This window comes from Halomonas sp. Ps84H-12 (genome assembly GCF_024124725.1).
In the GTDB taxonomy this organism is placed as follows: domain Bacteria; phylum Pseudomonadota; class Gammaproteobacteria; order Pseudomonadales; family Halomonadaceae; genus Vreelandella; species Vreelandella aquamarina.
On record NZ_JAMXSJ010000050.1, the window covers coordinates 1 to 14,320 of the forward strand.

Sequence of the window (14,320 nt, forward strand, 5' to 3'; positions counted from 1 at the left end):
AACCCACGAATACCAGAGAGATCCACCGTCGCTGATAGCCCCTCGCTTCCTGAGCCGTAGGCATTGAGGACAATCACATGTAGTAAAGCCAACCGACCCCTTGACGGGTCAATCCATACCAGGAGGGGGAGTCGCCTCCCCCGTCCTCTCACACCACCGGGCAAACGGATCCGTACCACGGCGGTTCCTGTCCCCCATTATCGGGCTGAGCTTCGTTCCGCTGAATTCGCTCGCCTGTGTGCTCTGAGCGCTTCGACAGTCTTTGGGCTTCCGGCCCGCCATACAGTTATCGAGAGCCCTCCGGGGAGGCTTCTGCTCGTACACATCAGAGAGTGGTCAACTATCCGCTCGTGACAGGTTCAGCCCTTCAGCTCTTGGTTAAAGAGCCTACTATGACCTCTGCTGACTCCTGTTCGCCCATCCCGACACCTCACGGTGTCGGTAGCCAATGGCAGGCGAACAGGCCTCCCAGGGTAAGGCGCGCGACCTTCCTCCCATCTACCCGCCGCATCTACTTCCACATCTTCTAGATAGCTATTGGGCTTCGAGTTTCATGGCCCTCTCGCCCAGATGTGGCTGCCTCATATGCGGTTCCTGTTCGTCGGGCCAGGAGTTTGCCTACAGCTTCCTTCAGATTCCGCCTCGCGACGGACACCCTTGCTGTTCAGCTAACGGTTCCCGCTATCAGGGTCCGTAGGGGACTCTCACCCCCAAGTCATCCCGCCAACCACCACGGTTGACCGGATAGCGCCTGAGCGGCGCTTCGCGCCATGCCTGGCGCACCACCATAAAAAAACCGGCCCCAAAAGGGGCCGGTTCATTATCTACTACAGGTGTTACAACTTTAAGCTTGGTTTAACCAAGGCTTAGAAGTGGTAACGAGCGCCAGTCAGGTAGTAAATGTCGTCGCCGTCAGCGCGCTCAACGCTAACAGGGCCGTCGCCGCCACCGATGGTGACGTCGATGGACTGCTGGTCACGCTGGTTCAGCTCCAGGAACACGTCGAAGTTACTGGAGACTCGGTAGTAAGAACCCAGGGCCCATGCAGTACGGTCATCGCCATCAGCACCGTCTTCGCTTACATCGTAGATGTCAGCAGTGAACGCCCACGGGCCAGTGGTGTAAGTACCACCCAGACCAACTTTGTCGTAACCGTTGCCGAAACCTTCGTCGCTGTGCTCACGGCCTTCGTAGCCCAGGCGAACGGAGAACTGGTCGTTCACGTCGTAAGAACCGATCAGGCCGCCCAGCATTTCGCCGTTACCGCCGCCACGAACTACGTCTTCAACGAAGCCCAGACCTACAGTGAACGGACCTTGCTGGTAACGAACACCACCTTGCGGTGCAATTACGCTGCCTTCTTCACTTGTACCAACCACGTTGCCATCAGTATTCAGGCGTGGACCTGTTTCCTTCAAGCCACGCTCGCTGTAGTACTTCAGCTGCAGGAATGCAGTGAAACCTTGCAGGTCAGGCGTGTAGTAACCGATAGAGTCGCCGCGAGACTGCTTCGAATGACCAGCGAACTCTAGGTCACTATCAGCGAAGATGTAAACGTCGAACGGCTGAGATACGAACTGGCTGTAGAAGCTGTCAAAGTTACCAGCTTGGAAAGTACCGTACTGCTTGCTTTGCAGACCCAGGTAGCTCTGGCGAAGTTCGTTGAAACCACCATCGGTGGTGTTCTCATCACCATCAAAGCGCCATTCTAGACGACCGAAAGCCGTCAGGTCAGACGTCACTTCCTGGCTCATGCGCAGACCCAGACGAGAGAAGACGTCTACGAACTCAGGGCCGTTGTCGATTGCTTCGTTATCAGAGTTGAACTCGGGGCCGCCACCTTCGATACCCATGGCGATACGGCCGTATACGTCCAGACGAGTGCCGTCTTGGTCATATACGGTAGCTGCTTGTGCTGCAGCGGAGGCGCCCAGGGCACCAACAATAGCAGTCGCTAAAAGTGTCTTTTTCATGATGTAGGTTCCTTTAACTAGCTTACTGTTTCGATCGTTATTACTGGCCTTCGTAGAAGCCAGCAAGTGGCTTGCGGGCCATGCTCTTTTTCTCATCCGCCGGTTTTTCCCGGTGGTATGCGACATGTCCTCAACAAAGCCTTGTTATAGTCCAATGCTCGCAGGTCAAACTCTATACCGGGATTCCAGGGAACGCAATAGAAAAAAACAGTGTTTTTTTACGATTTGTGTTTTTTTATGGAACCCACAACACGGACTCGGGTCTCAGCGGCCTTCGAATTTTTGCTGCAGGCCTTTGAGCTTCTCTTCCATGGTAAGCGGTTTTTTCTGCTCACTTTTTTCTGGAACGGGCGTTCTCGAGGGGAGCTTCTCATCGTTTGGCGATGAGTTACTCGCGGCTGGCTGCGCTTTATTCGTGCGACTTTTCGCGGGGGGAGCCGGACGCTCCATTCGTTTTTTCGTGGGCGCTTCTTGTCGCCGCTCACTGGCATGTTTCGCGGCTTCTTTGTCCACCTTGCCGGCAGGCTGGCCATCTAAATCGACACGCTCTGCTCCTTCACGCATGGATTTGATATAACGCGGCAAATTGACGTAGTTGGCTAGCGCCCGACGGATCAATTTACTCGGCCAAGGCTCGCGCTCGGCCAAATCCTGGTGAATCCCCACTTTCAAAGGTTTGGTGTGCCCTTTGAAGAAGGCATGTGGGTAACGCTGATACCACTGCTTCAATAACGCTTGCGGCGAGGGTTGCGTGACGGCTTCTGGCGTTACTGGCTCGCTGACCGCCGCTGATACGTGCTCGGGTGCTTCGTTCGGCGCTTCTTCTGCCGCCGCGACATCGGTCTCGTGTTCAGCGGGCGATGCCGTAGGCTCCCCTGGGGGGCGAGTCGATAGCGCGGCTAGCTGCTGTTTCAACTGCTGATTCTCTTCGCGCAGCGCAATGAGTTCGGCCTTGTTTTGTTCGAGCCGTGTTTCTAACGTTTCTAGTAGATGCAGTACGCTGGCGGCCATAACCCCCTCCTTTGCCCTTGGTCAGTCGTTGACACGCTCATACACGACGAAGTCATAATTTGACTGCCCTTCTGCGGGCTGCCCGGCGACTCGCTGAACTTCTTGCCACTCTTCCGTCGAGAACGCGGGGAAGTACGCATCGCCTTCCACTTCTATATCGACTTCCGTGATGTAGAGACGTTGGGCAAACGGTAAGGCTTGACGGTAAATCTCGCCGCCGCCCATGACCATGATTTCTTCTGCCGCTTCGATTGTCGCCTGCTGATCGGCAAGCGCTAACGCAGCCGGTAGCTCATGGCATACGCGCGTGCCTTCTGCACTAAACTGGGCATCCCGAGTCACGACGATATTGAGACGATTGGGCAGCGGCTTGCCAATGGAGGCGAAGGTTTTACGTCCCATGACCAGCGGCTTGGCCTGGGTCATACGTTTGAAGAATTTCAAATCTTCAGGCAAGTACCAGGGTAGCTTGCCATCGACGCCAATGACGCGATTCTTGGCCATGGCGACGATCATCGCAACGGGCACCAGCGGTTCATAGGCGGTGGCTTGCTGACTCATACGGCTACCTTTGCTTTGATATGCGGATGGGACGCGTAATCTTCGATCTGAATATCATCGAAGGTGAAGTCGAATAGGTTCGTGACCTCTGGATTGAGCACGAGCCTAGGCGGTGGCATGGGTGTGCGGGTTAGCTGCTCCTGCGCCTGCTCTAGATGGTTGCTATACAGGTGGGCATCTCCAAGCGTGTGAACGAATTCCCCCGGCTGTAAGCCCGTGACCTGGGCCACCATGCTCAGCAGCAACGCGTAACTGGCGATATTGAACGGCACGCCGAGGAAAATATCGGCACTGCGCTGGTAAAGCTGGCAGGAGAGTCGCCCGTTGGCGACGTAGAACTGAAACAGACAGTGGCACGGCGGCAGCTTCATTTCATCCACTTGGCCTGGGTTCCAGGCCGAGACAATTAACCGCCGCGACTGCGGGTTGGTGCGAATTTGCTCTAGCACATTGGCAATTTGATCCACGCTGCCGCCCTTGGGGTTTGGCCAGCTACGCCACTGGTAGCCATATACGGGGCCCAGGTTGCCCTCTTCATCAGCCCACTCGTCCCAGATACGCACGCCGTGCTCTTTCAGGTAACCGATGTTGGTATCGCCCTTCAGAAACCACAGCAGCTCGTGGATGATGGAGCGCAGGTGCAGCTTCTTGGTGGTCAGCAGCGGAAACCCACGGGAAAGATCGAAGCGCATCTGGTGGCCAAACACCGAGCGCGTACCCGTACCGGTACGGTCACCGCGATCAACGCCCTGTTCGAGCACAGCGCGCATCAGGTCCAGGTAAGGCTGTTCAAGCGCAGGCAATTCGTTCGACGTGGTAAGCGAAGGCGTTGTAGCAGTCACAAGGTTTCCAGATTAACAGCGAGTATGAGGCTGTATTCTAGGCCGCCCTAAAGGCAACGTCTATGTTAAGGGTGGTGGAAGGGAGCTTTAGCTCGCGATGATGCAGGCACAAGTGCCTGCCCAGACAGTCGCCCAATGAAATTGGCCTCCCACAGGCAAGCTTGGGCGGCTACTCAGGCTAGCCTGAATCCACTGGCTCTACCCAGCCACTTTGCTGCTGCAGGAAGGGGCTTCTTGTGGGAAATGGGATGGACCCGTCCCTCTGTGCCAAGATGAAGAAGCACTTCATCTAACGTGCGCAGGGCACTGACGGCATCTTGAAAGAGGATCCATCCATGAACAACATTAGCATTGTGGGTATTGATCTTGCCAAGCATGTTTTCCAACTTCATGCGGTCGATAATCGTGGCCATCAAGTGTTTAGCAAAAAGGTTAAACGTGATCAGTTAAGCACCGTGATCGGGAACCTTCCGCCCTGTCTCGTGGCCATGGAAGCATGTGGCTCCGCTCACTATTGGGCACGTGAAATCCGGCAGCTGGGTCACGAGGCACACCTGCTTCCCCCGCAGGCCGTCAAACCGTTTATTCAAGGCCATAAAAATGATGCGCGTGATGCCGCCGGTATTGCCGAGGCGGCAGCACGTCCAGCGACAAGGCGCGTGGCGGTGAAAACGCAGGAACAGCAGTCACTACAAGCACTCCACCGGGTGCGCAGCCGCCTGGTGCGTGCTCGGACGGCCGTTGGCAACGAGCTGCGCGGGCTGTTAAATGAGTTTGGCATCATTGTGGCCCAAGGCCACCGTGTCATCCGACAAGGCGATATACGTCGATTACTAGACGAGCGTCACACTCAGTTGGGAACCGCCTTGTGTGACGTCATGCATGACCTCCTAGACGAGTGGCAAGCACTCGACACGCGCATCGCCGAGTACGATAAACGGCTCGGCGCGTATGTTCAGGCCACTCCCAGCATGAAGCAATTGATGAGCGTTCCAGGCATTGGCCCTGTCAATGCCACGTTGCTCTTCAGTCATATGGGGGATCCCAAGCGCTTCCCTAATGGACGGCAATTTAGCGCCTCCATTGGCTTGGTCCCAAGACAGTACTCAAGTGGCGGCAAGAACATCTTGAAAAGCATTACCAAACGCGGCAATAGCGAGGTCCGCCGTCAACTGGTTCATGGGGCGAGAGCGGCGTTGAGGCAGTTTCAACGTCAAGAGCACCCCGACCGATTAGCGCAATGGATCATTCGGTTGGCGGCACGGGTAGGCCAACGCAAGGCGATTGTGGCCTTGGCGAACAAAATGGCGCGAATTTGCTGGTCGATACTCGCTCATCAACGCTCTTATCAAGCATAGAAAAGTGAGGCAGCTGCCTCGACGAGGCCCTTAGAAAAAAGTCATATTGTTGTTTGAAGTAAGCACACCCGAGGTTGCGTGAGTAAGGCAATTGATGGCACACAGGTAAGACCGACTCTCTGTCACTCTGTGAAGCTCGGAGGCCCAATGAGAGGCCGCGTGGGAGATTAAGAGCAGAGAGTGCGCATTCCATCAGGGCCAGATAGCAGCGCTATCATCAAAGGCCGGATATAAGCGTGCAGTCCTCATCCGTGTCCATCTCGTGGCTTGCTTGCTCAACGGGACGGGTCCATATAAGGGAGCTTTAGCTCGCGATGATGCAGGCACAAGTGCCTGCCCAGACAGTCGCCCAATGAAATTGGCCTCCCACAGGCAAGCTTGGGCGGCTACTCAGGCTATCCTGAATCGGCTCTACCCAGCCACTTTGCTGCTGCAGGAAGGGGCTTCTTGTGGGAGGGAGCTTTAGCTCGCGATGATGCAGGCACAAGTGCCTGCCCAGACAGTCGCCCAATGAAATTGGCCTCCCACAGGCAAGCTTGGGCGGCTACTCAGGCTAGCCTGAATCCACTGGCTCTACCCAGCCACTTTGCTGCTGCAGGAAGGGGCTTCTTGTGGGAGGGTGCTTTAGCTCGCGATGATGCAGGCACAAGTGCCTGCCCAGACAGTCGCCCAATGAAATTGGCCTCTCACAGGCAAGCTTGGGCGGCTACTCAGGCTAGCCTGAATCCACGGCTCTACCCAGCCACTTTGCTGCTGCAGGAAGGGGCTTCTTGTGGGAGGGAGCTTTAGCTCGCGATGATGCAGGCACAAGTGCCTGCCCAAACAGTCGCCCAATAAAATTGGCCTCCCACAGGCAAGCTTGGGCGGCTACTCAGGCTAGCCTGAATCCACGGCTCTACCCAGCCACTTTGCTGCTGCAGGAAGGGGCTTCTTGTGGGAGGGAGCTTTAGCTCGCGATGATGCAAGCACAAGTACCTGCCCAAACAGTCGCCCAATGAAATTGGCCTCCCACAGGCAGGTTTAGGTGGATACTCTGAGCGCCACATCCGGATCATACCTTGGCGTCGATGGGCTTGCCTTTTGACCAGAGCATCAGGAGGAGTCCGAGAATAATCATGGGTAGGGTGAGGAGCATGCCCATGGTGAACCAGCCAAAGGCGAGGTAGCCGATGTGGGCGTCGGGCATGCGGACGAATTCGACCATGAAGCGGAAGACGCCGTAGCCCAGCAGAAACAGGCCGGAGATGAACCCGCGCGCACGAGGTTTGGCCGAGACCCACCAGAGGATGACGAACAGCACGGCGCCTTCCAATACGGCTTCGTAGAGTGCCGAGGGGTGACGCGGCTCTGGGCCCATGCCGGGAAAGGGCATGCCCCAGGGAAGCGAGGTCACGCGGCCGGGCAGCTCATGGTTGATGAAGTTGCCGATGCGCCCTGCCCCGAGGCCGATGGGCACGAGCGGGGCGATGAAGTCGGTGAGGGTGAAGAAAGCCAACTGCTTGCGGCGGGCAAATAGCCAGGCAGCCAGCAATACGCCCATCAAGCCACCATGGAAGCTCATGCCGCCATCCCACACGCGGAAGATCCAGAGCGGGTCGGCCATCCACTGTTCTAATCCGTAAAACAGCGCGTAGCCCAAGCGACCACCGGCGACTACGCCAATGGCACAGTAGAAGAGCAAATCGCCGATATCATCTTTAGTTAAGCCGATACGCGGTGCGCGCTTACAGCCCAGCCACCAGGCAGCGACAAAACCAACTACATACATTAGGCCATACCAATGTACTTGCAACGGGCCTAGGGAAATCGCGACAGGGTCTATCGTTGGGTAGTTGATCATTCACTTTCTCTAATCAAATAAAAGAAACGCTACAGTGTGCCAGAGCGCCATTACGCCAGTATGAAGCGCAATCCCACCACAGCGAGCAGAGCGGCAAAACAGAAACGCAGTACATGGGCAGGCAGCACATGGGCCAAACGCACGCCAATACGGGCAAACGGCACGCTGGTGGCTACGATACCGATAAATGCTGGCCACATAACAAATCCGGTTGCCCAATGAGGCAAGTGCGGGTTCCCCCAACCTACCACGATAAAGGTCACCGCCCCTACCGCTGCTATTGGTAAGCCACAGGCCGCAGAGGTTCCCACCGCTTGTGTCATAGTGGCACCGCAGCGAGAGAGCCAAGGCACTGTCATGGCACCACCGCCTATACCGAACAGCGCAGAAATCGCTCCAACTACGCCACCCGCAATGGTCATTGCTACTTTTCCAGGGGCAATAGTGCCGGGTTTCGGCGTAAGCCCGATGACCATTTTGGTAGCTAATAGAAGTACGAAGACGCCAAAAAGCGTACCCAGCACGCTGCCCGACAAGTTATCAGCAATAAACACCCCAGCAATCGCGCCTAGCATTAAGCCGGGCAGCAAGGCCATAAACCAAGCACGATGCACGCTACCTTTACGAAAATGCCCAAGGGCTGAAGAAGCGCCGGTAATGACGATAGTGGCAAGCGAGGTGCCAACAGCAAGGTGCATAGTGATCTCAGGGGAAATGCCCTGTAGCCCGAAGGCAAACACCAGCACAGGAACAATAATGATCCCGCCACCAACCCCAAATAGCCCGGCCATCGTGCCAGCGACTGCCCCTAGCGCCAAGTAACTGGCTAAAATGGCTGCAAAGGTCATTGGTTCGGCCTCTCCAGGGCGTGAGGCAACCATTTATTAATCATGCTATGCAAGGTATCCGGTTGATAGGGTTTGGCTAGAAGGTCATCCATTCCAGCGGCTTCGCAGGTGTCTCTGCCCGCGTTATCGACATTGGCGGTCAACGCAATCATCACACTGCGCTGCTTTTGATTTGATTGCTCAAACTTACGCCAACGGCGAGTCGTCTCAAGCCCATCGAGAGTGGGCATAAAAATATCCATAAAGACTAAATCATAAAAAGTGGACTGCTGGCGTTCTAGGGCTTGCTCACCGCTACTGACACCTTCCACCTTAAGGCCCTGGGACTCTAACATTTGCCGTGCCAGCATTAAGTTTACCGGCCCATCGTCAACGACCAATACGCGAGGCCGGTGCTCACCGCCCCCTGATAAATCGTCACTGCTTGTCTCATTCACACTCTGCTGCACGAAATTAGCTAATAGTGAGCGGATATCAGCAAGGCGTTCACGCAGGTGGGTAACGTTCTGGCGGCTGGTCTCAGACGCATCCTCCGTTAGCATGCTGCCAAGGTGCTCAAACAGGCTATCGGCTTCTCGTTGCATCAACGTTAGGTAGCTTGATTTAAGCCGAGACTCCTCTCTTGCCCGCTCTCTGCCTGCCATTAAATGTTTGAGTTGCTTCTGCTGGTGATGCAAGTCATCCAACAACGCTTGGTCACTCCTAGCATGACCAGCCTGTGTGACCACATGACCCGCTTTATCAAGCGTTCGAATAACCCCTTCTAGCTGGTCGTTCGCCAGGGTAAGCCGCTGGCAGGGCTGTTCATCGGCCTTCGGCTCAACAAGCGCTGGTAAAGAGTTAAGGGCCACCCTCCTGCGCAGCTCGTCAATACGCTGCTCAAGCTCGCTAAGCCCCTGCGTGAAGAGTGTGTCTTTATACTTGCCCCGCGCTTTGATTAACATTAAAAAAACGCCTACATTCATGCAGCTGCCCAACAGAAGGGCAAGCATTAGCCACACCGTGGTTGCCCATGACGCTTGGCTGGGTGACATTAGCCAGATAACGGCTCCTACCAACACACATAGCAGGACAAGCGCGGCCTGAACCAGTAATAATGGCCATAGAACTGGCCAGATAATGGCATTCCAGAAGTGCTCTCGCTGATAGCGTTGTGTCATTCGCGATGTCCCAGTTGGCAGGGCGTTAGGCTAGTAGAGATAGCCCGCATCATTAATCACGGCGCGAAAGTCAGTGTACGTCTCCACCGGAAGTGTGTCATGTCGCGCCACTTAAGTATGCCCCGAATAATGCCTATTATGAGTCATTTATGTGTTTAATTACGTTTCGTTGGTCACCCGATAGCCACACTCCTCTACGCTTAGCGGGTAATCGTGATGAGTTCCATGCACGCCCTACTGCCCCACTGAGTGCGTGGAGCGACAAAGCACTGCTGGGTGGCAGAGACTTGGAAGCGGGTGGTACATGGCTGGCAGCAAATCGATACGGCATTGTGGCGGCACTTACCAACGTACGCGACACCACCTTACCCACGCCCCCTAACGCGCCCAGCCGAGGCGAACTGGTGGCGGGGGTACTTGCCAGTGACGACCCCGCCGCATGGCTAGACACCATGGCGAGCCACCAAGCCGAGCGCTACGCTGGCTTTAATTTATTAGTCGCTACCACCCACCAATGCTGGCACCTGCACCGGGGAAGCGATGGCATATCCCTTGTTAATGTGCCGCCCGGGGTTCATGGGCTTTCCAATGCCAGTTTGAATACACCTTGGCCTAAACTACAGGCTGTACGTTGCGCTATGCAGGGTAGTAATAATCACCTATGGCGGCCCGCCACGCGACAGGCGCTGCAAAACCCAGGGCAAGCCGCCGATCACTTGCTACCCGATACGGGGGTTGGCGTTACTCTTGAGCGTCAGCTCTCAGCGGCTTTTATCGTCGGCGAGCAGTACGGCACCCGCGCGACTACTTGGCTGACGCTTAGCCACCGGGGCGATGTGGCTATCACTGAGCAGCGCTTTGGGCCGCTCGGGCGCTTTACTGGCGAAACGACACTTACGGCGCTATGCCAACGATAGTAGCTTATTAATCACGAGGGGGCAGTAGGTGCGACAACTGCCACTCATCCAGCCGTTTATTAAGATGCTCATGGACCAGTGCGGGCGTATCCAGCCGCATGATCTCTTTGAGCAGCGTTTGCGCATCGGCCAGCGTGACCCGACGAATCGCGGCACGCACTTTTGGCAAGCTGGGGGCGTTCATGGAAAGACTGGTAAAGCCCATCGCCATCAACAGCAGCGCGCCTGCTGGGTCACCCGCCAGCTCACCACACAGCGAAATAGGCTTATTCAGCCGCTTCGCATCCTGAGCCAGCTCTTGTAAAGCGCCAAGTAGCGCGGGATGCAGCGCATCGTACAGGCTAGACACCCGCGGATTGTTACGATCCACCGCTAGCAGGTACTGGGTAAGGTCATTACTGCCTACCGAGAAAAAATCGACACGCTTAGCCAGCGCGTCCATTTGATAAATAGTCGCGGGCACTTCAATCATGACCCCCACTTTTGGCCGCTCAACCTTAATACCCTCTTCGCCCAACTCTAAGATGGCGCGATCAAGCAGCCGTATTGCCTCATCGACCTCCTCCACATTGGTGATCATGGGGAGCAGCACGTAGAGATTGCCTAAATCGTGGGAGGCTTTAAGCATGGCGCGCAGCTGTACCATCAGAACTTCAGGATGATCCAGGGTAACGCGCATACCCCGCCAGCCCAGGAACGGGTTGGCTTCCTCAATCGGGAAATAGGGCAAATCTTTGTCGCCACCGATATCTAGAGTACGCATCACCACCGGCAGCGGCGCAAAGCCTTTCAACTGCTCGCGGTACATGCGCATCTGCTCTTTTTCACCTGGGAAGCGCTCGGTAATCATAAATGGCACTTCGGTGCGATAGAGCCCCACCCCGCCAATGCGGCTTTTCAGCAGTGCAGAGGCATCCACCGCCAAGCCAGTATTCACCATCAGCGGCATTTCATGGCCGTCGGGGGTTCTACTGGGCAGATCCTGTTCATGCTCCAGCACTTCGCTGAGCACTTTCTCTTCGGCAATCAGGCTAGCGTAGCGGGTTTGCAGCTCGGCGGCAGGACGCACAAATAGCCGCCCCCGGTGGCCATCTAGCACCACGGGCGCACCGTTCAGGCGTGGCAGCGGCAGGTCTACCATTCCTAATACCGTGGGAATGCCCATGGCACGGGCGACAATCGCCACGTGAGACGTACTGGAACCACGTACCGACACCAATCCTTTTAGCTTGTCGCGCGGCACTTCGCCCAGCATGGCCACACTGATTTCATCGCCAACTAAAATGGCGCTGTCTGGATAGGTTTCCGGCGTGGAAGGCGTATCTTCTTGCAGGTGCGCCAACACGCGACGGCCCAGGTCGCGAATATCTGCTGCCCGCTCGCGCAGGTAGTCATCATCGACACGCTCTAGGTATTGCACGTGGCGGCGAACGACATCGGCGAGCGCCCCCGGCGCCCACTGGCCTTCGCGAATGCGCTTTTCCACCTCTTCAGAGAGCGCGGCCTCTCCCAGCATCTGTTGATAAACATCAAACAGCGCTAGCTCCTGGGAAGAGATCCGGTTAACCAAACGCTCTGCAGCGGCACGAATTTCATCGCGGGTTTTGCCGATGGCCTCTTTTAGCCGGGCAATTTCGTACTCTTGGTCGCTGGGAATCAGATCTGGAACGCTGTTGAGATCGGCCGGCGGGGTAATCACCACGGCTTCGCCCATGGCCATGCCGGGTGAGGCCGCGACCCCTTTGAACATCGCCTGGCCACCGGGTAGCGCGGGGCGAGTGAGATTACCGGTGGCTAAGGCATGAGCCAGCACGCCCGAAAGCTGTGCCGCCATGGTGACCAGGAAGGCTTCATCTTCGTCATCGTAGCGGCGCTTTTCCGCCTGCTGCACCACCAGCACCCCCAACATGTGGCGCTGGTGGATAATCGGCACCCCAAGAAAGCTTGAATAACGCTCTTCACCGGTCGCTTCAAAGTAGCGGAAATGGGAGTGCGACTGGGCATCTTCCAAGTTGAGCGGCTCGCTGCGCTTGGCCACCAGCCCCACTAGGCCTTCCCCCAGCGGCAACACGACACGACCCACGGCTTGGGTACGCAGACCAATGGTTTCCATCAGAACCAACGACTCCAGTTCTTTATCGTAAAGATAAAAGGAGCACACGTCGGTCTGCATGGCTTTGCGTATGCGGCGCACCATGGTCGACAGCGCGGCGTCGAGGTTCCGTGCGCCATTCACTTCTTGAATAACGCGTCGCAGCACCTCAAGCATGGACGTTTTCCTATTCACTATTATTTGCCTCGCTGAGGGATTGTCCGGCTGGGCTAACACTGCTTTTATCCTGCAATGATGCGCGCGTTATCCTTCGTTATCTTGTGCCAAGCGCTGCACGCGAGGAGAAAGCTCTCTTAGCGCACGCCGATAGACCTCTCGTTTAAACGGCACCACTTGCCCTAACGGGTACCAGTAGCTAACCCATCGCCAACCGTCGAATTCCGGCTTGGGCGTGGCCGTCATACAAATACGGTTTTCTTGGCAACGAATTTTGAGTAAAAACCACTTCTGTTTTTGGCCAATACACACTGGCCTTGAGTGGGTACGAATCATGCGTCGTGGCAGACGGTAGCGCAGCCAGCCCCGGGTGCAGGCGACAATATCAACATCGTCGGCGGTTAGGCCGATCTCTTCGTGGAGTTCACGAAAAAGCGCTTGTTGTGGCGTCTCGCTTGCCTTAATGCCTCCCTGGGGAAATTGCCACGCATTTTGTCCTACACGACGCGCCCAAAGCAGCTGCCCCTGGCTATTGGCAATGATAATGCCAACATTGGGGCGAAAGCCGTCAGCGTCGATCACGGACATCACCTTCATAAATTTTCAGTTATGCCCATTTTTCCACAAGGGAGACAAGCGTATCAATACAATATCACGCTAAGTGGTGAAACCTAGGTGACTCTGCGATAATCCGGCGCTTTGTATCCGACGACCAACGTCCAACATTAACCATAAGGGGAGCGCCGTGAGTCTGGCCATTTTCGACCTGGATAATACGCTGCTATCCATCGACAGCGATCATGCCTGGGGGGAGTTTCTGGTGGAGCAAGGCGCAGTGGACCCGGTGGCCTACCGCGAGGCCAACGAGCGCTTTCTCGCCGATTACAACGCGGGCACACTGGATATGGCGGCATTTTTGGAAATGGCGCTGAAACCGCTGGCTGAAAACACGCCGGAGCAGCTGGCGGCGTGGCATCAGCAGTTTATGGCGAGCAAAATTGAGCCGCATATTCTGCCCAAAGCCGAGGAGCTGCTGGCCCGCCACCGCACCAAAGGCGATACATTGCTGATTATCACTGCCACCAACCGTTTTATTACCGGCCCCATTGCCGAGCGCTTAGGTGTTGATAATTTAATCGCTGTAGAGCCGGAAATGGTCAATGGCCGCTATACCGGCCGTGTTGACGGCGTGCCCAGTTACCGCGAGGGTAAAGTCATCCGCCTACAAGCGTGGCTAGAAGCCCAAGATATCACCATGGACGGCGCGTGGTTCTATAGCGATTCTCACAACGATCTACCGCTACTTGAGAAAGTTGATCACCCGGTTGCCGTCGACCCAGACGACACCCTGCGTAAAGTGGCAGAAGAACGGAACTGGCGGATTATGAGCCTGCGGGATTAATTGATTAATGAGGCAATCGAGTAGGAAGGGGAGTCGCCTCCCCTGTCCTCTCACACCACCGGGCATACGGTTCCGTACCACGGCGGTTCATGAACAACGTTTGAGCCATCTTACCGTATCCAGTATCGATATCAGGCCC

Annotated in this window: 12 protein-coding genes; 3 read left to right on the top strand and 9 right to left on the bottom strand. The window is 56.0% G+C overall.

The window, feature by feature from the left end; all coding sequences use genetic code 11:
* Nucleotides 1-866 precede the first annotated feature (866 nt).
* The 4 genes from NH344_RS16795 to NH344_RS16810 form a co-directional block, all read right to left on the bottom strand.
* Nucleotides 867-1,973 carry a porin gene (locus tag NH344_RS16795; protein ID WP_089676025.1) on the bottom strand — a complete coding sequence of 369 codons (1,107 nt, stop codon included), beginning with the start codon at nt 1,971-1,973 and terminating at the stop codon, nt 867-869.
* A gap of 264 nt (nt 1,974-2,237) precedes the next feature.
* Nucleotides 2,238-2,984 (bottom strand): ProQ/FINO family protein, encoded by a 747-nt coding sequence (locus NH344_RS16800; RefSeq protein WP_089676024.1) that lies wholly within the window; start codon nt 2,982-2,984, stop codon nt 2,238-2,240.
* A gap of 21 nt (nt 2,985-3,005) precedes the next feature.
* Nucleotides 3,006-3,545: a dihydrofolate reductase gene (locus NH344_RS16805; RefSeq protein WP_044630810.1), complete on the bottom strand. Its 540-nt coding sequence runs from the start codon at nt 3,543-3,545 to the stop codon at nt 3,006-3,008.
* Complete coding sequence (locus NH344_RS16810) at nt 3,542-4,315, bottom strand: thymidylate synthase (protein WP_253028181.1); 774 nt, start codon at nt 4,313-4,315, stop codon at nt 3,542-3,544. Before NH344_RS16810 ends, NH344_RS16805 begins: the two co-directional genes overlap by 4 nt.
* Nucleotides 4,316-4,722: 407 nt before the next feature.
* Between NH344_RS16810 and NH344_RS16815 the strand changes: the two genes are divergently transcribed.
* Nucleotides 4,723-5,745, top strand: coding sequence for an IS110 family transposase (locus tag NH344_RS16815; RefSeq protein ID WP_044630514.1), 1,023 nt, complete (start codon nt 4,723-4,725; stop codon nt 5,743-5,745).
* A 1,051-nt stretch (nt 5,746-6,796) separates the two neighbouring features.
* Here NH344_RS16815 and lgt read toward each other — a convergent pair.
* From lgt to NH344_RS16830, 3 genes are read right to left on the bottom strand one after another with little or no spacing between them, the layout of a single operon-like run.
* Nucleotides 6,797-7,585 carry a prolipoprotein diacylglyceryl transferase gene (gene lgt / locus NH344_RS16820; protein ID WP_062375809.1) on the bottom strand — a complete coding sequence of 263 codons (789 nt, stop codon included), beginning with the start codon at nt 7,583-7,585 and terminating at the stop codon, nt 6,797-6,799.
* 50 nt (nt 7,586-7,635) lie between these two features.
* On the bottom strand, nt 7,636-8,433 hold the full coding sequence (locus NH344_RS16825; RefSeq protein WP_253028179.1) for a sulfite exporter TauE/SafE family protein: 798 nt from the start codon (nt 8,431-8,433) through the stop codon (nt 7,636-7,638).
* Complete coding sequence (locus tag NH344_RS16830) at nt 8,430-9,593, bottom strand: response regulator (protein WP_172514641.1); 1,164 nt, start codon at nt 9,591-9,593, stop codon at nt 8,430-8,432. The genes NH344_RS16825 and NH344_RS16830 overlap by 4 nt, the downstream gene beginning before the upstream one ends.
* A 149-nt stretch (nt 9,594-9,742) precedes the next feature.
* Between NH344_RS16830 and NH344_RS16835 the strand changes: the two genes are divergently transcribed.
* The gene (locus tag NH344_RS16835) at nt 9,743-10,510 is read left to right on the top strand and encodes an NRDE family protein (RefSeq protein ID WP_253028180.1); all 768 of its coding nucleotides are present in this window, start codon (nt 9,743-9,745) and stop codon (nt 10,508-10,510) included.
* Between the two features lie 7 nt (nt 10,511-10,517).
* Here the strand turns inward: NH344_RS16835 and ptsP are convergent, their stop codons facing one another.
* Together ptsP and NH344_RS16845 are read right to left on the bottom strand one after the other, a co-directional pair.
* Nucleotides 10,518-12,779, bottom strand: coding sequence for a phosphoenolpyruvate--protein phosphotransferase (ptsP, locus tag NH344_RS16840; protein ID WP_058576374.1), 2,262 nt, complete (start codon nt 12,777-12,779; stop codon nt 10,518-10,520).
* Nucleotides 12,780-12,866: 87 nt separating this feature from the next.
* Nucleotides 12,867-13,361, bottom strand: a complete 495-nt coding sequence (locus NH344_RS16845; protein ID WP_009096477.1) for an RNA pyrophosphohydrolase — start codon at nt 13,359-13,361, stop codon at nt 12,867-12,869.
* A 163-nt stretch (nt 13,362-13,524) separates the two neighbouring features.
* On the opposite strand from NH344_RS16845, the gene NH344_RS16850 reads away from it, so the two are divergent.
* The gene (locus NH344_RS16850; protein WP_058576373.1) at nt 13,525-14,181 is read left to right on the top strand and encodes an HAD family hydrolase; all 657 of its coding nucleotides are present in this window, start codon (nt 13,525-13,527) and stop codon (nt 14,179-14,181) included.
* Nucleotides 14,182-14,320 lie beyond the last annotated feature (139 nt).